Here is a 20,136-nt window from a genome sequence, read left to right as displayed (position 1 = left end):
CTGCGCGACCCTCGGGAGGATCAAGACAGGCTCTAGCGTGAAGGCGCGCGTGCTGCGGGCGTGCCCGCTGGCCCTGCCCGGACCGGTTGCGTGGCCTGTGCGAGCAAGGGCGCACACTGAGCATCGTCGTCGGCGCCGGGTACCGTCACAGGTACCAAGGCCAGGGCTGCGGGCGCGGCCACGGCAGCGGCAATCGCTGCGCCGGCACGCAACAGCAGGGGGCCAGGCTCCACGCCCACCTGGGGTTTGCCCAAAGTGCCGCGCACATACAGCGGAGTGCGCAGGGAAAAGAATTTCCATTGCAGCGAGGAGGGTTTGACACTCAGGTTCAGGCGTTCCTGTGCCAGGTCGATGGTGCCGGTGACATCCACCACTGCCTCGTTGGTGCTCAGCTTGGCGGTGCGGACAGTGGCAACGCCGCTGCGCACAGCCAGGTCGGCCACCGCGCAACGCAACTGCACTTCCTTGTCATCACCAAACAGTTTGCCCACCACGATGCTGCCGACGTTGAGGGCTGCGCGGTCCAGCAGTTCGCGGCTCAGGGTGCCGTCGCGTACATACAGCCGGGCTTCCCCGGTGCTGGTGCCTAGCCACTGCGCCACCGAGCTGCCCTTGCCATTGAGTGCCAGGGCGCCATCGAGTCGTCCCAGGCTTTTGCGTGTGAGTTCCACTTCAGGAAACAGCGACGCGAGCCGCAGGTTTTGCACGCGGGTGTCCATGCGTACCGTGAGCGGCCGGTTGCGGCTGTCCAACACCAGTTTCGAGTCGATCTGACCTTTGGCCACGCCAAAGTGCAGGGGCTCGAGACGCAACACGGCATCTTCCAACCGCGCGTGCACGCTCAGGTCTTCCAGCGGCAAGCTGTTGGGTCTTACCACGCGCTGCCCTGCGAACTTCAGGTCCATGTCCATGGCATTCCATCGGTCGGTTGCAAACGCGGCGTCTGGCAACACTTTGCCGTTGCGGCCTGCCTGCTGGGCCGTCGCAGTGGTAGCCGTGCCAAGCACCGGGCCCAGGTCCACGAGGCGCAACTGGTTGGAGGTGATGTCGCCCGACAGTTTGCCCCGCGGCGCACCCGACACAAAGCGCAGGGTGCCATGCAGATCGCTCTGGCCTACGGTGCCGGTGAAGTCGCGGTAGTCCCACACAGCCCGGCCCGGCTGCAGGCTGCCTAGTAGTCGCCCCCGGGTTTGAAACGCCGGCGTGTTCGGTAGGACCAAGCCTGTGAGCGCATACAGATCCGCCATGCTGGCACCTTTGAGCATGACCTGAAAATCCATGCCTGACAGCGCGCCTGGATTGGCCAGAACGCCTTCCACGGCTGTCTCCACGCTGCCCGCCTTGGTCGTGAACTGCAGCGGGTAATTCACCTCCTTGTCGCGCAGCGTGAGCACGCGGCCCGCCTTCCCCTCGCCTTGGACGCGTGCCTTCCCCAAGGTGCCCTTGAAATCGAAGCGCACACCATAGGCAGAGGGACTGGCTGCGTCGGCCGTGGCGGACGCCGGAAAGGCCGTTTCTTGTGGGGCGGCGGCTTGTGGCCTATCGTTCAGCGTATCGACGTGCGCGGTCAGGTCAAGGTCCCGGGCTGCGTCGGCATAGGCCAACTGCCCTTTGCGAACCAACAGCTGGTCGATGCGGAATGTCCACCGCGGCATGGTGTCGTCGCGCGTCCGCGGGGGGGGCAGCGTCCAGTTGTTGGAGCCGTCGCGCAGACGGGCGAGGGCGATGTCCGGGCCAGTAAGTTCCAGGGAATCAATGACCACTTCCCGCGCCAAAAGGGGCCAGAGCTTGAGCGATGCACGCGCCATGTCGGCACGCGCCGTGGGGCGGGCCGCTGCGGCCTTGGCAGGGCGAACAAACCCCGGTGGGTCCTGCATGACCAGTTGGGTGCCTTCCAATGTGATGCCTGGCACCCAGCGGTGCCAGCTCTCTTCAAGAGGCTGTGGCCAGCGCCATGAGGCCGATAGATTGCCTTCCACCGCAAACTGCCGGCCCGTCGCCTCGCTGATGGTTTGGCTGAGCCACGGTTTGGCGCGGTTCCAGTCCCACTGGCTCACTGCTATCACGCCGATCAGCAGCAACCCCACAATGGCTGCGAGAAGCGTCCATCCCACGCGCACCCAGCGATGGCCTCGCCGTAGTTGGGACGCGGCAGGCAAGGCAGCCGCTGCTGATTTGTTGTGGTGATCGATCTGGGACTCTGTCATGGAGTGGTCATGCTAGCCCCGCACAACGCGGCTTTGGGCACCACGCGACTCTTTGGCGCGCTTGTCCTACAACGCCGGCCTGTGTGGCGTCCGCGATGTGTCTTTGGGTTGGTGTGAAACACCGGCCGGAGTCGACCGTGGGCCTATCGCGATACTGATCCAACCCCCTAGAATCCGCGCACCATGCACAACCCTCGCCATCCCCACGTACTGCCTGTGCGCGATGGAGTCAGCCCCAGTTGCGTGGTGCTGCCGACGCATGGGCAGGGCAGCATGCTGGATTTTTTGGCAGAACGGCTGCCTGCGGTGCCCCGCGATGAATGGTGCCAGCGCATGGAGGCTGGCGATGTGATCGACGAGCGCGGACAGGCCGTGCTGCCTGTGCGGCCGTTTGAGGGGGGACTGCGCCTCTACTACTACCGCAGCCTGTCGGCCGAGCCCACCTTGCCGTTCAGCGAAACCGTGGTGTATCAGGACGAGCATCTGGTGGTGGCGGACAAACCGCACTTCATGCCGGTCACGCCCTCTGGCCGGTATCTGCACAACACGCTGCTGGTGCGCCTCAAACGCCGTCTGGGGCTGCCAGAGCTGTCGCCGCTGCACCGGATCGACCGCGATACCGCTGGCTTGGTGATGCTGTCGGTACACCAAGCCACGCGCGGTGCGTACCAGGCGCTGTTCCGCGACCGACAGATCATCAAGCGCTACGAGGCTGTTGCGCCCTGGCGTGCCGACCTGGTCTTCCCGCGCGACCATCGCAGTCGCGTGGAGGAGAGCCCGCAGTTTTTTCGCATGCAAGAGGCACCGGGCGAACCCAACAGCCACACGCATATGCAGGTGCTGGAGACCGACGGTGACTGGGCACGGTATCTGTTGTCGCCCGTCACCGGCAAGCGGCACCAATTGCGGGTGCACATGGCCGCCCTGGGGCTGCCATTGCGCAACGACGCTTTCTATCCCGTTGTCAATGACCCGCCCGATGGCGATTATTCGCGGCCCCTGCAATTGCTGGCCCGGTCTCTCGAGTTTGTGGACCCCGTCACTGGTGAGCACCGCGTGTTTGCAAGCAGGCAGTCGCTGCACCTGCCCTGAACACGCTCGCAACCCTGTCGCTATCGGTCAGGGCCTTTCTGCGGCTCGTGAACAGGGCTGTTGCAAGGTGGAAATGGCAAGGGTTTTCCCTATGCTTGAAAAGGCCATTGCACTCGCGATGGTTTTGTTTTTGCGCGAGATCGGGTACTTTGGTTCTTTCATATGCACGCCGATGCATAAATTACAGAAAAGCACCAGATGATTTCCTCAAGCACCCGCTATTCCATCGCCTTCAAACTCTCCTTGGCGGCGTTGCTCAGTCTGTTGGTGGTTTTGCTGGCCACGATGGGCATCGTCAGTGCCTTGCTCTGGAACGATTTCGGCCGTCTGGCACGTGGTGATGCCACGCAGTACGTGGCCCAGGTGCGCACGCTGGTGCAAACCTTCGACGAAACGGCGCAGGAGCAAGCCAAGCGTGACTTCAGCTTGTTCAAGGCGAATTTCCCGGGCCGGTTCACCGTCGCTGAATCAGCCGGGGCCGACGGCAAGTCAGAAGCAGTGCTGTCGTTCCAGGGGGCTGCCGTCAATGGTGATTTTGAAGTGGTGGACCGCTTCTCCAAGGACAGCATGGGCGCCGTGGCCACGATTTTTGCGCGCACGGGAGACGATTTCATTCGCGTGACCACGTCCCTCAAAAAGCAGGATGGCGAGCGCGCGTACAAGACCCTGCTGGACCGCAAGCACCCCGCCTACGCCCTTGTGAACGAGGGCAAAACCTACATCGGCCGAGCCGGTCTGTTTGGCCGTGAGTACATGACCGTGTACGAGCCCATCCGCGAGGGCAATCGCACCATTGGTATCTTGTTCATCGGGTCTGACATGGGAGCCATTCTGGGCAAGCTCGACACCGTGATGGCGGGACAAAAGCTGTTTGCTACGGGGGCCGTGTATGCGGTCAATCTCTCATCGGGCCCCGCGCGGGGCACTGTTTTTGGATTGCCTGGTGCTGGCAAATCGCTGAAGCTGGATGACAAGGACGACAACGCCAAGGCATGGATGGCGTCGCTGGCTGCAGTTGAGCCGTCGGGCGATCTGGAGTCCCGTTGGTCACCCCGTCGCAATGGCGAGAGCGATACCGCCACCCGCTACGTGGCGGTCGAACACTACAAACCCTGGAGCTGGGTGATCGTTGCCGAGGCACCTTTGTCAGAGATGATGAGTGAAGCGCGCGGTGTGCTGACCTGGCTTTGGCTGGGTGTCGTTGTGGCACTCACGCTGCTCACGGTCGTGTTGTTGGTCGCAACGCGCCGGCTGGTGGGGGCCCCCGTGCAGCAGCTGAGCAAAGCCCTCGGCTATCTGGCACAGGGGGATCTCGCGCACGCGGTTTCCGTTCAGTCCCGCGATGAAATCGGTTCTCTGGCCCAGGCCATGGAAGGTTTTCGGGTCCGGTTGGTGGAGAGCCTAGGCACGGTGCGCACCAGTGCCGACAGCGTATCGGCGGCCAGTACGGAGATTGCGCAGGGCAATCAGGATCTGTCGGGACGGACAGAGGGCCAGGCCAGCGCCCTGGAGCAGACAGCGGCCAGCATGGAGCAGCTGGGCGCCACCATCCGCCACAACGCTGACAGTGCGGGCCAGGCCAATCAGCTGGCCGTGGGGGCCAGCCGGGTCGCACAGCAGGGCGGAGAGGTGGTTTCCAAGGTGGTTCGCACCATGCAGGACATCCACACCAGCAGCCAAAAGATCGCCGACATCATTGGCGTGATCGACGGGATCGCCTTTCAGACCAACATCCTGGCGCTCAATGCTGCTGTCGAAGCGGCCCGTGCGGGAGAGCAGGGCCGCGGCTTTGCGGTGGTGGCGGCCGAGGTGCGCAACCTGGCTCAGCGCACGGCGGCAGAGGCCAAGTCCATCAAGGAGCTGATTGGCGCCAGCAGTGCCATGGTGCAGCAGGGCTCGGCGCTGGCGGACGAGGCGGGCACCACCATGCAGGAGGTGGTCAGTGCCATCCGGCGCGTGGCGGACATGGTCTCTGAGATCAGTGCGGCCAGTAACGAGCAAACCGCAGGCGTCGGCCAGGTGGGGGAGGCAGTCACGCAGCTCGACCAGACGACCCAGCAGAACGCTGCGTTGGTAGAGGAAATGGCCGCCGCTGCCAGCAGCCTGCGGGTGCAGGCCGAGCAGATGGTGACTGCGATTGCTCGATTCAATCTGGGGCAGGATGCATCCTCAGCGCACACACATGCGCCCGCATCGCCACATGCCATGGGGCTATCGCCCACGGCACCGCCAAAGCTACAGGGCTAGGGTGCCTCTGCACGAAGGCATCCGCCCATGAAAAAACCTGCCATGCATTGCTGCCTGGGGTGATCTCACTTTCGGTGCAAAACACCCGGTTAGGAACCAAGGGTAATCCCTAGTATTTTGTCAGCTGAACCCATGTCGTCTCCCCTTCTCGGTGTAATTCAAGGAAGGCCTTGCTGATGGGCTACAGGTTACGAACCACAGCGTGCGCCTAGCCCCAGCGGCTACCATTGGGTAGAACACATCAACCGAGATCACCTATGCAGATTTCTGCTTCAGGCGAAGGCCGTAAATTGAATGCTCCGGATGAGTTCTTGCCGCAGGGATCTGTCGGCAAGGTGGTGGGCCTCATTGATCTGGGGAAGAACAATGGATCCAATGATTTCGGATGGTCTGGGGTCAAAACGGTCATTGACTTCGAGGGCGACGCTTACGTCCTGGATTTTCCGGAGCACACTCGCTTGGTAACCGACGATGGGCTTGAACTCGTGCAGACAGATGCAGGGGACGTTGGAGGCTGGTGGCCTGATTCGGGCGACATGCAGCGTTATGGACTGCGCTGGATTGAATTGACGAACTGAGAAATCCTGAGGCTTGCAAAGTGCAGTTTCAGTAGGGCCTGGCGAGACGGCCTTGAAAGCTTGGCTGCGCATCAATCACCCAGTGGAAACCACTCAAGCTACCGTAGTTCGCATCAGCTTTCGCCGAAGTTCACGGCGGACTTCGGGGTTGGAGAGACCAGTGGTGCCGTCACAAGCGACCAAGTTGTCGATGGCTTGAGAGGGCCAGTCCTCAACGTCATCGTCCAAGGCGATCCAGTGGCGTGGCCTTCTTCTCCGCACATCCGCGAGGATCTGCACCCCCCGGGGCGTACTCTGGAACGATGCGAGGGTCCCTGGATCGGCCCCATGGACGCGCTTATGGTAGGTGCCTCCGATGAATCGGGCCCGAAGCTGCGCCGGTAGGCGCTCAAGTGTTTTGGCATAGCCTGGCCTGACACACCAGGAGCTACTCAGCACGAGTGCTGCGGAGGGATACGGTACCAGCGCCTCTTCCAAAAATGGAAGCCACTCAAACAGCGTATGGCCTGCGGCTTCGTAGGGACTCATGTAGATGCCACGGCGCGGGTGCCAGAGGACGGCTTCATGGTGAAGCACGCCGTCGAGGTCTAGGTACACGATCAAGTCAGCGCTGCGGGGAGTGGACGCTGGGATGTAGGGCTCCAAATGGCTTGAAATCATGCTCAATGAAAGAAAAACTCTCGTAGCTACGTGTATCGAAATCGGTGCCCGTCATCACTTCGGGGCGAGCTGATTGCCCAACCTTCATGTCTGACGACGTGTGATCCACCGTCCTCGCTTTCCTTTTATAAAAGGCTGTGAAGGCGCGTTACCAACTGGTATGCGGTGGCTTCTGTGAGTCCATTACGACCATCGACCAAGAACAGCGACTTGCAAAACGGTCTGTAGAGCCAAGATCGGTCATCGATCGCAAGCCAATTGCAATGGGGCAAGTTGTTGGACCAAAGCCAGGCATGGCACTCTGCTTCCCGCTGATAGCTGACCAAAGTGTTCGGAACGTTCTGCAGGTCGCAGTACCTAGGGGTGACACCTTGGATCATGTTGGCTATGTCCGGCGAGAACCGGCTCCGCAAGTTCGCCAAAGTCTGCTCCAGTCGCCATGTGCTCGTGATCACTACTTTTGTTTCGGGCACCTGCCGCAGCACATCCTCCAGAATGGGCAGACGGCAGAAGTGTTTCGATTCATGGCAATGCTCTGGGTGCAGGACCCCATCAAAATCCAGAAACAGTACGGCCATGTCGCTGATTCATATCCTGCTCTCCAACAGCCACTGAGTTTCTGTTGGGATTTGAACGCCGATGGGACTAGTTGGTCGTGGTCTTTTTAGTCTCGTTGGGCGGAAATCGGGGAGATGTCTTCCCGAAAGCGTTTCCCACCCCAAGCCGACTTCGGTCGAGCGCTGCGCCAACTGCGCGCGGCACGCGGCTTGGTGCAGGAAGACATGCTCCTGGCCACCAGCCGCCGCCATATCAGTCGCATTGAACAGGGTCATCAGGTACCCAGCATCCGCACTATTGAAGTGCTGGCCGAGCAGATGCAGATTCATCCGTTGACGCTGGTCGCCGCCGCATACTGCCCGGATCTGGACGCCGCCTCGGTCAGCGAACTCCTCAAGACCATCAAAACGGACTTCAAAGGCATGGCGCCGGATTAGGCGTGGCAAGTCGAATCGGCATGCTCCCTGGCGTGTTGAACCAGCATCTGAAGACCCTGTATCAGGCCTGTGCCAATCGGGGTGACATCTCGGCGCTGCAGCATGCGGTTGACGATCTCGCGGTCAACGGCGGTGTTGAGCAGACATAGTGCCTCCTGCAGAGTTTCCAGACCGACTTCAAAGCCATCTTCCGATGAGTTGGCACCGGCTTTGGTAAGCAGCAACAAGGTCAGCGGTAGAGCTGCGCTCGCAGGTTCCGGGTCATCATCGTTCCAATCGCTGCCGGAAAGAAGGTCTCTGATTTGGTCTGACATGAGCAACAGGTGGCTGTCCTGGAGTGCGTCGGGCAAGATGGCCTCCCAGCCCTGTGACGTGATCAGGCCCATCATGTCCTGTGGTCCAAATTTGCCGAGGGTGGCTTTTTCCAAACGTAGCATCGTTCATCATTCAAGTTAATATGAGACCAATTGGTCCCGTGTAAGGCCGTCGCGCACGAAGATAACGGAGCAGGAATGCCATTTCTGTGTTTCTGGTGCGCACGCCGTTCAATGGAAACAATCCGGTTGCCTCGATATGGTCAGACAGGCAACCATCCTGTTGCCTTGCCCATTTGCCCCTTGAAAAACCGCCTGAATCTCACCCGCTTGGCCGAACTCGACAGACAGTTTTGCGAATTCGCAAAACTGCAGCCAACGGCCGCCCCTAGGTGCGGCTGGACGAAAACGGTCCGACTAGCGCTGGGTATGAGTTCCCAAGCGCTGGGAGCGCGTTTGGGCGTGACAGCCCAGGGTGCCCGCAAACTGGAACAGGCCGAGGCGAGTGGGAACATTACGCTGAATACCCTTGCGCGCCTGGCCCATGGGCTGGATTGCGAAGTGCGCTACGTGTTCGTTCCGCGAACCAGTTTGATGGAGCAGGTGCTCAGGCGCACCCATGAAGTTGCCGGATTTCCGATGCCGCCAATGCTTGCTGCGACAGACCTTCTGACGGAGGCCCAAAAGCTGCAGGCCCTGTCTGCCGTGCTCGCCCAAGTGAACAAGCGAGGCCTCTGGTGAGTTAGGCGCACTTGAATGTAGGCGTTTGACACTAACGCGCGCGTGTTATCACCCATCCGCCTGTTACGTTGATGACTAAAACGAGACCTTGCACAGAGCATGGTCCATCAGCGCAGCCCTCGACGCAGAGCAACCCTTGGTGTGATGTGACCCCTGCGAAGGCATGCCCACAGGGCCGACATTTTCTCAAGGGCGGCAACTTTTCTCTGGTCTAAGGAGCTTTAGCGCTTGAACGCAAGCACCAGGACTCCCGACGCAACCAGCGCGATCCCTGACCACTCGCGCAGCGATGGACGCTCCCCCAAGAAGGCGAACGCAAAAAGTGCGACCAGCACCAAGCTGAACTTGTCCACCGGCGCCACCTGGGAGGCGTCCCCGATCTTCAGCGCCCGGAAATAGCACACCCAGGATGCCCCCGTCGCCAACCCCGACAGCCCTAAGAAAACCCAGGTCTTTGGTGACAGGCTCATGGGGTTGGTCCACTTGCCTGTCAACACCACGAATGCGCAGAGCACCACGATGATGATGGCGGTGCGAATGAGCGTGGCCAGGTCCGAGTCCACGCCCTGGATGCCGACCTTGGCGAAGATGGCGGTGAGTGCGGCGAACACTGCGGACAGTGCCGCCCAGTAAAACCAGCCGGTTGAAGTTGTCATATCAGACTCCTGTCCCTGTTGCTATTGCGGCTCCGATGCCGATCCGGTAATGCCGAATTCAATCGGTGTCTTGACGTAGAAAACACTCACTTGTTCATCGCGCAGGCGCTGGAAATACCGCTCCGCATCCTGTGCACTCACCGCCATGGTGACTTCGATGGGCTGGTCGGCCAGGTCGAAGAAGTGGGCTGAATGCACGCGTCCGTCGTGGCCCACGCCCTCGCTTGCAGCAATGAGCGTCACCCCATTGATGCCCATGTCGCGAGCGGTCTCCACAAGCCATTCGGCCAGCGGTTTCCAGCCATGCCTGCGGTCCTGTTGGGTAAAGAAGGTGAGTTGATAGCCTTGCATGCTGCCCTCCTACAGGGCCAGTTCACACTGGAGCAGCACGGCATGCACATGGCGCAGCTCCTGCGCGTGCTGCTTCACAAAGTGCCGCAGTCGGTCTTCGGCATCAATCAGTTCCATGCACAGGGGATGGTGCGCAGGGGTGGATTCGATGTGGTGGTGAGTGAGCTTTTTGCCAGGCAGGTAACCCGCGTGCACGTTGTGCACGATCACTTGGTGAATGCCTGCCTGGCGCGCCGCTTTCAGCAAGTGGTGACTTAGCGCCGGGGCAGACAGGTGGTGCCAAAAGCGCGTGGGCTTGGCGCGGGCTGACTGGGGAAAATACAAGCGCAGTGCGGTCATGTTCTGCATGGAAGGGCCTCAGAGTTCTCGGGATTCGGTGCTGGCACGTTCACGCTCGGCCTTGCGATAGGCGGGCAGCTCACCCAGCTTGATGCCCTCGGGGGCATGGCGGTGCTTCGCGTGCCCCACCCGCTGTGAGCGATAGATGCCCGTATGGCCTGAAAATAGATAGCTCACCATGCAGGCAATGGCGGCGTAGATGCCAATCTCGGTCCCGAACAGCTCCATGGCCATCAGCGTGGACGCGATGGGGGTGTTGGCAGCGCCCGCAAAAACTGCCACAAAGCCGATGCCCGCCAGCAGCGCCACCGGCATATTGAAAAGCGGCGCCAGCGCATTGCCCAGCGTGGCGCCGATATAGAACAGTGGGGTGACTTCGCCCCCCTTGAAGCCCGTTCCCAGCGAGGCGACGGTGAACGCCATCTTGGCCGCCCAGTCATAGGGCGCCAGCGGCTGCTGGAAAGCTTCTACGATGACGGGAATGCCCAGCCCGATGTAGCGGTCAGCACCCAGATACCAGGCCGTGGCCGCCACCACCACCCCGCCAAGAAACGGGCGCAGCGGCGCATAGCGCACGTGCTTCTTGACCCACGCGCTCAGGGCGTGGGTGGCGTCGGCAAACACTTTGCCCGTGAGCCCAAACACCGCGCCCGCAATGAGCATCACCACCAGAGGCCAGAGTGCGATGGGCGGAATGGCACCAATGCTGTAGTGCGTGTGGTGCACGCCCCAAAGCAGCCCCACCTGATCAGCCACGATGGCTGCGACCAGGCAGGGAAACAGCGCGTCGTAACGCAGCCGTCCAATGGCCAACACTTCCAGCCCAAAAATCGCACCTGCCAGCGGCGTGCCGAAGACAGAGGCGAACCCCGCGCTGATACCCGCCATCAGGATGATGCGGCGGTCCTCATGCTTGAGCTTGAATACGTGGGTGAACTGGTCGGCCAGCGCTCCACCCATTTGGACTGCAGTGCCTTCACGCCCCACAGAGGCACCAAACAAGTGGGAGATGACGGTGCCACCCAACACCAACGGGGCCATCCGCAGCGGAATGACTTTCTTGGGGTCGTGGATCTCGTCAATCAGCAGGTTGTTGCCCGCCTCGACATGCTGGCCAAAGCGCAGGTAGAGCCAGCCCACGACGAAGCCTGCCAAGGGCAGCAGCCCAATGAGCCAGCGATTGGCTATCCGGGTGCCCGTAGCCCAGTCCAAGGCAAAAAGGAAAAATGCGGAGGCCGAACCGGCGAGTGCGGCTACGGCGCTGGCAAGTGCCAGCCACTTGCCCAGGTAGGGCAGGAGATCCAGTATTTCGGGGCGTCCGGAAGGTTTCATGTACGTCCTGTGGTTGTCTGTGTTGCGAAAGGCACAAACAGTCCCGGACGTGTGGCAATTGCGTGGACGCGAGCCTACATCACCCCCCACCGGGAATGTCTGTAGGCATCATCAGCACTTCCACCCGTAGGCAGAAGGCGGTTGAAGGAGGAATGCCATCTCCGTGGGGCGAATGTTACCGGTACCTTGGTAGACGACCAAGTGATCGAATTGCCCAGGGCGGACTACTGCAACCTTTGACGGTCGCCAGAGTCGCTTGCTACAGTGTGGAACGCCGGTTACGGCACATTGCTCACCGAGCGTGGGAAGGAGGCGTACACCAACGCTAGCGCACGATTTGGCACCAGGCCCATTTCAAAAAGGGGCGGCAATAAGCCCTATGGCAACTTCTGCCAAATCGAGCAGCACATTGAGAGTGCTAGAACTGATCAGCCAACCTCGGAGTCTTCGTCATGCTGACCGCACTGGTAAATGGACAGAAAAGCGCTCCATCCCCGGGTCTGAGAGGCGTTTGCCCTGGTTGCGGCCTATTTGGTGGATCGATACAGCGAGCGACGCGAGAGGGCAGAAGCGCTGTCCAAGCGGGTGAACCAGCGCAGCATTTGATTCGAGTTTCTGCGGCGTGTGCATCCGCGGCTCTCTGGGCGGCTGGCTACGCTGATGCATCCCGTGGGGGCCGGACTGCTCGCCGCCGCTGCTCCTCCGATGGAAGCAGTGTTTGCGGTGTTTCACGGAGCTGGAAATGGCATTCTGACTATTACCAAGGGGACAACGCCGCTGGTGCTGTTCGGGCCAGCGGGGTCCGGGCAACGCCAGGGCTTACTGATGGTGCCCGCGCATATTGCTCAAGTGGCTTCGCCACCGGTGTTTGGGATTTGCTTGGACCGATTGGGGGCCGGCGTACTGTGAATTTCTGCCGGATTGGGTGTAGAGGCGCTCGCGGCGCTGCTTGCCGTATCCGCCCCGACTGCCACACCCCTCGCGGCTACCGTTGACTGACTGGCATCGATCACTTCACCTGATCACTTGCTCTCTTGGCTGTTTCTTCGGACGGGCCGCGCCGCTTGAGTTCGCCTTTTTCTACCATTCGATCAAAGACTTCTTTTTGTCTCTTGCGGTGTTCTGCAATCTCGTCCTTGCAGGCACCTTCCATCGCCTTGAATCCTATGTCTATCGTGGACTCAGGATGCTGAAGAAGGCGAACGGTATCTTTGCCGAGCCAACGGGAGTTTTTCTTCGGTGTAACCTCTAGCACCAGGCCTTCGTGGTGCAGCGCGAACTCTGCGAACACCGTCGTGCGCCCCCCAACGAATTCATAAATCTGAATCTCGGCGCTATTCCCGAAATGGGAGATAGTCCCCCGCACGAGCTTGAAGTCCTGCGGCGGAAAAATACCGCACAGCCGCTTCTCAGACATGCCCCCGTCGATGGTGTTTCCCGCAGCCTGCAGCGCGAGCGTCATTGAAGATTCAGAGAGGTTGAGATCCTCCATGTTCACGATTCCCTCAAACCAATTGCTGAAATAGCCATTCCAGAGGTTTGTCTTGTAGTGCCAGGCTACTGCGCGATCCGCATACATCTTGAATGTCGCCTCATCACTCGCGTAGATCTTGAGAAGAGTCAGGAAGCCAGAGGCAAGAGCAACGACGGCGACCAGCAATCCGACGAGCAACTTGGACTTGTTGAGAGCGCCCTCAGAAATGCCAAAACGCCACCAGCGCCGAGGTGTCGGCGATGTTGCGCCTGCACTTGGCTTTCTCAGTTTCTTGCGTAAAACGCGGTGGTGATGTTGCTTTGCCATTCTTGGTTATTTACAGGTACACATCCAAACTGCTCCCAGGGCAGGCGAACGTCGGATACGCTACACAACGGCCTTCACTTTGGATATGCACATGCCGAAGCGATCCCGGTGCTGCCGGGCCTGGTACAAGTTGAAGGGACGATAGCCAGCTTTTTTGCGTTCGAGATTGAAGGTGTGAATTGCGTCCCGCGTGCGCTCCGATGCCTTCGCGCCCAATATGACCCCTGCTATCGCGTCAGATCGAAGTCGAATTCCAAAATTGTTTTGAGGGATGACAACCCGCCACTCGCGCTCATACGACCACGCCGTGGACTTGGATAGGTGGCCCCGAAGGGAGTCACGCCGGTCAGCGTGGGGTAGCGTGATCGTCGGAAATGTGGAGGTGTAGACCGCTTTTTCTGCGAGCAAAAAAAGCTCTTCCCGTGATGTATCAAACTGAACGCAGAACCCTTTGTGGTCCGCAGCGTAGTGTGCCCACATCGGCTCATTTCGTGGGTCTTGGGAGGCGCAGAAAACTCCCATTGCCTTCTCCATGCTTGCCCGGAACTCGGCAATGTCGTTAGGGCGCAGCTTGCGGCGCCGCAGGACCTCGCGCATAGCGATCCGTCGCGCTGGCGGCATGTGCCGAAGTAGATGAGCATTGTCTGTCAGCCAGCGGTCGATCACATTGGGATCAGACGACTGCTCCACGTTAAAGCGCATGTCGTGGAGATCGTTGAGGGAGTCGGTTGACGCAACCCACACTTGACCGTGCACGAGCAAGTCGCGTGCTCGGTTGAGTAGCGCGTCACGCGCATGTTGTGACGGGTCGTTGGTCTCCAGGTGTCGGTATTTGTAAAGGTAAAGCGGTAAATGGTCCCCTCCGGCATCCCAGCGGCGGCCTTTGATGCTCATATGACGACGTTCCCGCTCCGTCCCCTGCATAAAAGAGGCAGCTAGCGCGCCCAATCCGAATGCAAAACACACGTCAAAGGAGGAGCAGGTCGGCGCCGCACCCTTGCGAACTGGCGGGTCGAGCGGAATTGAGAAATCAAGGCCCATCGAAGCTCACACCTTGATGGGACCAAACATGCCGGTGTAAATGAGTTGCTCCCAGATTTTCTTCATCGCCTGGCCAGTTTCTTGGTTGACAAATAGCGAAGAGCGACTCCCGTGCGGGCTGCCCAAAAAGTAGCTACGCATTGATTCCCACGTTTCCGCGAGTTGCGACCACTCCCAGCATTGCAGTTCACTCTCCAGCAGCAGCGGCATCGCAATGTTCAAAGGAATGCTACGGTCCGCTGGCATAGGCCTGTGCCATTCGCATTGAACCAGGATCGCCGTAGCGTTAGGGCTGTAAAACTGAACGTCTAATCTCTCGGCAGTGATGGTGGCAACGTGGTGTTTGTAGGCCAGCTCTTGAACAGATTCCAGCAGAAAGGTCCCGTCACCATAGGGGCAGCTGACGAAGCCGTTGACAAAATACCTGGTGTGATCCAGTCCCCTGTAGCCGCACTCCTCGCGAGGAGTAACTACGGGATGTCTACTGTCATGATTTCGCACCAACGGATGCCATGACGGATAGGAATCGACCACGGGACCGAGACGTTCCACGATATCGGCAAAGGCTTCTCGGCTTTTTTCACGCACCTCAGGAGATGCATCCCGCGCACGTGGGACGAGATAACTTTCAGCTTCCTCGTAACGAGTTCTTGCGGCTTCGTCTGCTCTGAATGCCATGGATGCATCTCCAGTTGGTCCAAAGCATGATTCTAGTTTTCTTTGCACGAAAGCGCAATGTTATGCGCTAAGCAAACATTTTTTGCATGAACTATCTGATCTCTGCGGTCCCAAGACAGGCTTCATGACTCAAGAAGAGCCCGCCAGAACGCCGCGCTCACTGGGTAGACCACCCCAACTTATGTTGACGTGAAGTCTGGTCATGGCGGGTACCAGCGCTCTCAGATCACCGGTTCACCGACGATGACGGTCGCGTGTACTGACGGGGGTAAGTCACTGATGGAGGTAGTGCGCAACGGAGAGTTTTCAGTTCTGCAGCAGAAAGAACCCGCATCCATGGTCACCATCTATGGGAAGCAATACGAAGTCCCTCCGACCACAAGCTATTACTCGCCCGTGAAACTGCATATCCTGAGCAAAAAGAAAAAGAAGGAGAGCATTGACTTTCGTCTGCGAATCGAAATGGCGGACAACTTCACAAGCCAAACTTTCTTCGACGTACAGCAGTGATAGGGGGGCGCTTCGTAAGTTCGGAGGCTTCTATGATGCAGGCCAGTTGCTCTAAGAGAGGTGTTCAGTGCCAAAGACGCTGAGTCAAATGAAGAAACGCTTGGAAGAGGCAATGAGCCAGGCCGACGATGCGGAGGAGATCATTCCCCTGGCAAAGAAGGCTATTGCTCAATATGAGTTGATGCCCGGCGATCTGTTTGATCAGTCCGATCAAGCACCCAAGTTGACTACTCAAAAACACCTGAAGACGCCAATTGCGCGGCCACAGGCACAGGTGATCTACGAAGACGGAAATGGCAACACCTGGGCGGGATGCGGGCGGCGGACAACATGGCTGATCGAAGCCCTTGAACGAGGGCACACCCTAGAGAACTTCAAAGTTCCCAGCAAACGTTTGAGCCGAGCTAAGTGATTGTTATCAGTTGATTTTTTTCTAATGATTTCAGGTTTTGCTCAAAAACCGAGATCACCCCTTCGACAAGAGCTTCGGCGGCCACTTCAGTGCGGGTGCGGTTCAGTCGAACTTCAGGGCATCCAGTTCGATGTTGAGTGCGATGGCCGGATGACAAGCCATCGCGGAACGCATGGAGTGCGTCCTCTGAGACACATCCTCCCTGAAGGGGTGGGACTCGAAAGGCGTTCAGATGTCGTCGAGTAAAACCGAACCGTCGGTGTCCCAACGTACCTTTGTGATCCCCGGCTCAATTGCCTCGAGACGTTGTATCTCCAACTCCTCTGCAGAGAATTTCCCTTCGCTCTGCAAATGCGCTTGTGCCAAGCTTTTCGTAATTGCAATCTCATCGTGCTTGGAGAACGCTTCCCCTAAAGTTGCAAGAACTGCTTCATCTGACCAGGGTTTAATCAAATACTTGAATGCATCCGCCTGATTGATTGCACCCTGAACCGCCTCGAAATCAGTCGATGCCGATAAAACAATTCGGATCGAATCAGGTTGAATTTCTTTCCACTTCGAAAGAAATTCAACGCCATTCATCTGCGGCATTCGATAATCGGAAACGACCACATCGTAAATAGCGCGACGGGCAAGCGTTAAAGCCAGCGTTGGGTCTGGGCACACGTCGACATGCACATCCCTCAGTGGGAGAGAACGAGCCAATAACCGCTTCAACGAACTCAGTACATTAGGTTCGTCGTCTACCAATATCATACGGCGCATCTTGGAGTCTCCATTGTTCGCGGACTATGCAGCGAATCCTTCGTCATAGGGGACGAAATCGATCGTTTAATAATAGATGTTCAAACCTGAAGATATACATGCGTATAATGAAAAGGCATCGAATTTCTGATTAAAAGTAATAAATTACTCTAAGAATTTGTACCCAGTATTTCATCGATAGTGCCCATACGATCAGCAAGCTTGCTCTGTAGGTTTGTTATTTCAGCGGTACCGAGTGATAGATGCAATAAGCTGCTGTCGATAGTCTGCTGGTCGTGAGACGTTCCGTCGGAGCATGATACGCCGTAGCCACTGGCCAAAGCTTCCCCGACCAGAACCACATGGGGGATAGCGGTGCATGCCTGTGTGGGCTGATGGTGGTTTTCAATTGCGTCTACCACCGCCACAGGAAAGTGCCAATGTCTGCCCAGCGTGGCCCCAATGTGGGCATGAGTCATTCCTAGAACTTCGCTCTCTGCATGCAGGAGAGTTGACTGAGAAGAGTCTTTGTATGCGTAGCAAGCCTGCATGTGATCGGGGAACTGGCAGGCCAACGCAAGGCGCCCGATGTCATGAATCAACCCCGCTGTGAAGGCAACTCCTTCAGGTTCCCTGCACTCCCGGGCGACCAGCTCACTCGCTATTCCCGTGGCCATTCCGTGGCTCCAAAACTGGCGGTAGTCGAAGCCTGGAGGAAGCCGTTGGCCCGCGAAGTGGGATATGGTGGACGCAGCGATCGCCATGCTACGAAGGGCGGCAAAGCCCAGTACTACCGCCGCATCGCGAACAGTTCCGACTTGGCGCGTTAGCCCATAAAAAGAAGAATTTGCCACACGCAAGAGCTTTGTTGAAAGCGCTTGGTCCATCTCAATTTGCTTCTCTAGTTCCCCGATGTTGGAACGAGGATCCTCAAGGCTTCTAACTAGCTTGAAAACAACTTCTGGGAGAGGCGGCAAGGCTCGAATGGATGACATCAACACATCGGCATCCAACCGCTTGAGACTCGACATGTTGGTCATTGACTGTGCTCGGGAAAGATCATGTACAGCCAACCACGTGCTTGTGCATTCAATTCGATAGGGCGACACTCAATTCTGGCCCGCTTGCCCGCGATCGCGATGTTGTGACCTTTCCAAGGCCGTTCTGGCTCGGATAGTTCGGGCCAGAGGCTCTGAATGTCGATTCCAAGTGGACATATGGGATTACCCTCGGGCCCCAAAAAGGACTCGGCTGCCTCGTTACTCAGCACTACCATCCCCTGGTGATCACATCCAAAGATGGGTAGCGGGATCTGCCGGAGCACTTCCTGGAGCGTTTGCAACGCGGTTTCATCCCTAAAAAGACTGAGCTGCTGTTTGCTCACCAACGCAGCCAATTGAGCGTTCGCCTCTGTCAATTGAGCGTTCACCGTGCGCAGTTGCTCGCTGATGCGCCGGTTCTCATCTTCCAGATTCTTGTGTCTGATCGCCGCTGCGATGTGTCCGCGCAGTTGGGCTGCGTCCCAAGGTTTCGTCAGGAACTTGTAGATGGAACCCTCGTTGATCGCTGATGTGACTGAGTTCAGGTCCGTATAACCCGACAGCACAATTCGGATGGAGTGGGGCCTCAACTCCTTAGCAAGCCGTAGGAAATCCAGCCCTGTCATTTGAGGCATTCGCTGGTCAGAAATGATCAAGTCGTAGTCCTCTGACTGCAAGCGTTCGATGGCTGCGTTGGGATCCGTTTCTGAGTCAATTCGATATCCATCTTGGCGCAGTAGTCGCCGCAGAGCGGTAAGGATGTTCGGCTCGTCGTCGACCAGAAGCAATTTTCCCGTCGGTGCGACTGAGAACTCTGATGTTGGTGTCATGTGTCCGGATCTAGTGGCGTGCGCTCATTGGGGTCCACGTTTGCGTCTTCGAGAGGCCGCTTGACGGTCGCTATGGGCTTCATGCCAAGCCTGGATGCCGCAGCTTCAGTAGCCTCGCCATCAATCGAGTAGGTTGTGCAATTCGGCTGAGGTTGGCAGTCGAAGGGACAGTATAGTCACACGCGCTAAGGAGCGATCAGCAGACAACATCCTATCCGTTTTTTTGTCGCATGCCGTCCTCATATGTTGACAGCATGGTTATTTGAGAGATTCGATATATATGTCAAAATGTCCTGAGGGTGGATAAGTTGCAGCTTATTTAAAAATGTATATATTCATAATTAAATATTAATTTAAAATGTTTGATTTTAATTGCCGCAAATACGCTCATGTCAGATGACTTAGAAGTCGATAGCCTCTCAATTTTTAAACCGTTTGCTGATACGCGTGACGCACTCGGTGCAGTTTTGACGTGTTTGAAGGATTTTGTTCCATTCAAAGTCTGGCTCGTCGCTCGGCTTGACGATAATGACTGGACCATCGTTAAGAGCTTGGATAATGGTTATGGGATCAAGCGCGGACAAATATTTGACTGGGATTCCACGTATTGTGCGCGAATGGTTGCGGGCGATGGCCCCATGTTCGCTGAGGATGCGCGTCAGGTGCAAGCGTATCGCGAAGCACGTATCAATGATGTGTTGAGTCAACCGGTGGGTGCCTACATCGGGGTACCTCTGCTGCGGGAGGGCGGAGAGGTCATCGCGACTTTATGTGCGCTTGATCCAGACCCGAGTCCTCTACTAGATGAAAGGACACGTCGCTTGGTCAGCACCTTTGCGCGAGCGCTTAATACGCTTTTGACGATCAACCTTCAGGCGGAAGCCGCAGAACGCGAAGCAGAGCGTCTTCGTTTCGCCGCTGAGAGAGATGTTCTCACCGGCCTCTACAACCGCCGGGGATGGGAGCTTGCATTGGAGGAGCAGGAGCTGGCGGCATTTCGCCATGTCAGAAACGCACTGGTTGTGATTGTTGACCTGGATGAGCTGAAAACAGTGAACGACCGTGATGGTCACCATGCAGGCGATGTGTTGCTGAAAAAGGCTGCCGACACGATGCGAAACCAATTCCGGGAACAAGATGTTGTTGCTCGTGTGGGAGGGGACGAATTCGCGGTCTTGGTTGATGGGGCAACTTCACGCGAAGCTCAAAAAGTGATCGAAAGGCTGAGAGAAGCGTTTGACGAGGCGGGTGTCGCTGCATCAGTAGGCTACGCCCTTCGTTCCTCCCATGATTCCATGCTCATGACGGTGCAGCATGCGGATGCTGCCATGTATGAAGACAAAAGGCGCAGACATTCGCACTGAGCAACGGGGCTGCAACCTCTGACCCTGAGCAGGGGGTACTGGAAGTTGTGGGCACGCTCACATGAAATTGGTTATGAATCGATTGGCTCGTCAGCGAACGCGAACGGGTGCAACTGGGTGCAACTGGGTGCACAGGTGGCACTGCCGACCAATTCACCGGGGCAAGCACCTCAGTGCAAGCGTTCTAAGTAGAGGGAAGTGCCT

22 protein-coding genes, 1 pseudogene and 1 riboswitch are annotated in these 20,136 nt (G+C 58.1%); of the genes and pseudogenes, 9 read left to right on the top strand and 14 right to left on the bottom strand.

The features are described 5' to 3' along the window. Positions 1–32: 32 nt before the first annotated feature. Positions 33–2,207, bottom strand: a complete 2,175-nt coding sequence (locus tag ASD94_RS16695; protein WP_056645188.1) for an AsmA family protein — start codon at positions 2,205–2,207, stop codon at positions 33–35. Between the two features lie 183 nt (positions 2,208–2,390). Between ASD94_RS16695 and ASD94_RS16690 the strand changes: the two genes are divergently transcribed. The 3 genes from ASD94_RS16690 (at position 2,391) to ASD94_RS16680 (ending at position 6,124) form a co-directional block, all read left to right on the top strand. Continuing rightward, complete coding sequence (locus tag ASD94_RS16690) at positions 2,391–3,299, top strand: pseudouridine synthase (RefSeq protein WP_056645186.1); 909 nt, start codon at positions 2,391–2,393, stop codon at positions 3,297–3,299. Between the two features lie 198 nt (positions 3,300–3,497). Continuing rightward, the gene (locus tag ASD94_RS16685) at positions 3,498–5,546 is read left to right on the top strand and encodes a Cache 3/Cache 2 fusion domain-containing protein (RefSeq protein WP_082576921.1); all 2,049 of its coding nucleotides are present in this window, start codon (positions 3,498–3,500) and stop codon (positions 5,544–5,546) included. Between the two features lie 257 nt (positions 5,547–5,803). Then, on the top strand, positions 5,804–6,124 hold the full coding sequence (locus ASD94_RS16680; RefSeq protein WP_056645183.1) for a hypothetical protein: 321 nt from the start codon (positions 5,804–5,806) through the stop codon (positions 6,122–6,124). 93 nt (positions 6,125–6,217) lie between these two features. On the opposite strand, the gene ASD94_RS23790 is transcribed toward ASD94_RS16680, so the two are convergent. Next, on the bottom strand, positions 6,218–6,784 hold the full coding sequence (locus tag ASD94_RS23790; RefSeq protein WP_056645181.1) for an HAD domain-containing protein: 567 nt from the start codon (positions 6,782–6,784) through the stop codon (positions 6,218–6,220). Positions 6,785–6,909: 125 nt separating this feature from the next. Then, complete coding sequence (locus tag ASD94_RS16670) at positions 6,910–7,362, bottom strand: HAD domain-containing protein (protein ID WP_056645180.1); 453 nt, start codon at positions 7,360–7,362, stop codon at positions 6,910–6,912. Positions 7,363–7,476: 114 nt separating this feature from the next. On the opposite strand from ASD94_RS16670, the gene ASD94_RS16665 reads away from it, so the two are divergent. Next, entirely contained in the window at positions 7,477–7,779 is a 303-nt protein-coding gene (locus ASD94_RS16665) for a helix-turn-helix domain-containing protein (protein WP_200954249.1), read from the top strand. On the opposite strand, the gene ASD94_RS16660 is transcribed toward ASD94_RS16665, so the two are convergent. Beyond that, a complete protein-coding gene (locus ASD94_RS16660) occupies positions 7,776–8,216 on the bottom strand; it encodes a hypothetical protein (protein ID WP_056645177.1) in 441 nt (146 codons plus the stop codon). The genes ASD94_RS16665 and ASD94_RS16660 overlap by 4 nt on opposite strands. Positions 8,217–8,396: 180 nt before the next feature. On the opposite strand from ASD94_RS16660, the gene ASD94_RS16655 reads away from it, so the two are divergent. Beyond that, complete coding sequence (locus ASD94_RS16655) at positions 8,397–8,834, top strand: helix-turn-helix domain-containing protein (RefSeq protein WP_056645175.1); 438 nt, start codon at positions 8,397–8,399, stop codon at positions 8,832–8,834. 221 nt (positions 8,835–9,055) lie between these two features. Here ASD94_RS16655 and ASD94_RS16650 read toward each other — a convergent pair whose 3' ends face one another. From ASD94_RS16650 to ASD94_RS16635, 4 genes are read right to left on the bottom strand one after another with little or no spacing between them, the layout of a single operon-like run. Beyond that, a complete protein-coding gene (locus ASD94_RS16650; RefSeq protein ID WP_056645173.1) occupies positions 9,056–9,490 on the bottom strand; it encodes an EamA family transporter in 435 nt (144 codons plus the stop codon). A gap of 21 nt (positions 9,491–9,511) precedes the next feature. Further along, entirely contained in the window at positions 9,512–9,841 is a 330-nt protein-coding gene (locus tag ASD94_RS16645; protein ID WP_056645171.1) for a DUF190 domain-containing protein, read from the bottom strand. A gap of 9 nt (positions 9,842–9,850) precedes the next feature. Then, entirely contained in the window at positions 9,851–10,189 is a 339-nt protein-coding gene (locus tag ASD94_RS16640; protein ID WP_056645169.1) for a DUF190 domain-containing protein, read from the bottom strand. 9 nt (positions 10,190–10,198) lie between these two features. Beyond that, positions 10,199–11,512 carry a voltage-gated chloride channel family protein gene (locus ASD94_RS16635; protein WP_056645166.1) on the bottom strand — a complete coding sequence of 438 codons (1,314 nt, stop codon included), beginning with the start codon at positions 11,510–11,512 and terminating at the stop codon, positions 10,199–10,201. A 95-nt stretch (positions 11,513–11,607) separates the two neighbouring features. After that, a riboswitch (Fluoride riboswitch) is annotated at positions 11,608–11,684 on the bottom strand. A 356-nt stretch (positions 11,685–12,040) separates the two neighbouring features. Here ASD94_RS16635 and ASD94_RS24115 point away from each other — a divergent pair. Further along, positions 12,041–12,118: pseudogene (locus ASD94_RS24115) on the top strand (arsenical resistance protein ArsH); the annotation flags it as partial. Between the two features lie 403 nt (positions 12,119–12,521). Here the strand turns inward: ASD94_RS24115 and ASD94_RS16630 are convergent. The 3 genes from ASD94_RS16630 to ASD94_RS16620 all read right to left on the bottom strand — a co-directional run bounded on the left by ASD94_RS16630 (position 12,522) and on the right by ASD94_RS16620 (position 15,032). Further along, positions 12,522–13,313 carry a hypothetical protein gene (locus ASD94_RS16630; protein ID WP_156391456.1) on the bottom strand — a complete coding sequence of 264 codons (792 nt, stop codon included), beginning with the start codon at positions 13,311–13,313 and terminating at the stop codon, positions 12,522–12,524. Positions 13,314–13,373: 60 nt separating this feature from the next. After that, positions 13,374–14,207: a DUF2971 domain-containing protein gene (locus ASD94_RS16625; RefSeq protein WP_162255831.1), complete on the bottom strand. Its 834-nt coding sequence runs from the start codon at positions 14,205–14,207 to the stop codon at positions 13,374–13,376. A 153-nt stretch (positions 14,208–14,360) separates the two neighbouring features. Continuing rightward, the gene (locus ASD94_RS16620; protein WP_056645161.1) at positions 14,361–15,032 is read right to left on the bottom strand and encodes a hypothetical protein; all 672 of its coding nucleotides are present in this window, start codon (positions 15,030–15,032) and stop codon (positions 14,361–14,363) included. Positions 15,033–15,221: 189 nt separating this feature from the next. On the opposite strand from ASD94_RS16620, the gene ASD94_RS16615 reads away from it, so the two are divergent. Together ASD94_RS16615 and ASD94_RS16610 are read left to right on the top strand one after the other, a co-directional pair. Beyond that, positions 15,222–15,542 (top strand): hypothetical protein, encoded by a 321-nt coding sequence (locus tag ASD94_RS16615; RefSeq protein WP_156391455.1) that lies wholly within the window; start codon positions 15,222–15,224, stop codon positions 15,540–15,542. Between the two features lie 88 nt (positions 15,543–15,630). Next, positions 15,631–15,954, top strand: a complete 324-nt coding sequence (locus ASD94_RS16610) for an H-NS family nucleoid-associated regulatory protein (protein WP_056645157.1) — start codon at positions 15,631–15,633, stop codon at positions 15,952–15,954. Positions 15,955–16,182: 228 nt separating this feature from the next. Here the strand turns inward: ASD94_RS16610 and ASD94_RS16605 are convergent, their stop codons facing one another. The 3 genes from ASD94_RS16605 to ASD94_RS16595 all read right to left on the bottom strand — a co-directional run bounded on the left by ASD94_RS16605 (position 16,183) and on the right by ASD94_RS16595 (position 18,568). Then, the gene (locus ASD94_RS16605; RefSeq protein WP_056645155.1) at positions 16,183–16,719 is read right to left on the bottom strand and encodes a response regulator; all 537 of its coding nucleotides are present in this window, start codon (positions 16,717–16,719) and stop codon (positions 16,183–16,185) included. 149 nt (positions 16,720–16,868) lie between these two features. Further along, complete coding sequence (locus tag ASD94_RS16600) at positions 16,869–17,738, bottom strand: HDOD domain-containing protein (RefSeq protein ID WP_056645153.1); 870 nt, start codon at positions 17,736–17,738, stop codon at positions 16,869–16,871. Next, positions 17,735–18,568 carry a response regulator gene (locus ASD94_RS16595; protein ID WP_082576919.1) on the bottom strand — a complete coding sequence of 278 codons (834 nt, stop codon included), beginning with the start codon at positions 18,566–18,568 and terminating at the stop codon, positions 17,735–17,737. The genes ASD94_RS16600 and ASD94_RS16595 overlap by 4 nt, the downstream gene beginning before the upstream one ends. A gap of 389 nt (positions 18,569–18,957) precedes the next feature. Between ASD94_RS16595 and ASD94_RS16590 the strand changes: the two genes are divergently transcribed. After that, the gene (locus ASD94_RS16590) at positions 18,958–19,932 is read left to right on the top strand and encodes a sensor domain-containing diguanylate cyclase (protein WP_056645149.1); all 975 of its coding nucleotides are present in this window, start codon (positions 18,958–18,960) and stop codon (positions 19,930–19,932) included. Positions 19,933–20,136: the final 204 nt, after the last annotated feature.

Origin of the sequence: Acidovorax sp. Root70, from assembly GCF_001428225.1 — a bacterium.
In the GTDB taxonomy this organism is placed as follows: domain Bacteria; phylum Pseudomonadota; class Gammaproteobacteria; order Burkholderiales; family Burkholderiaceae_C; genus Acidovorax.
The sequence above is the reverse complement of the archived record's forward strand: the minus strand, read 5'-3'. Positions and strand labels throughout refer to the sequence as shown.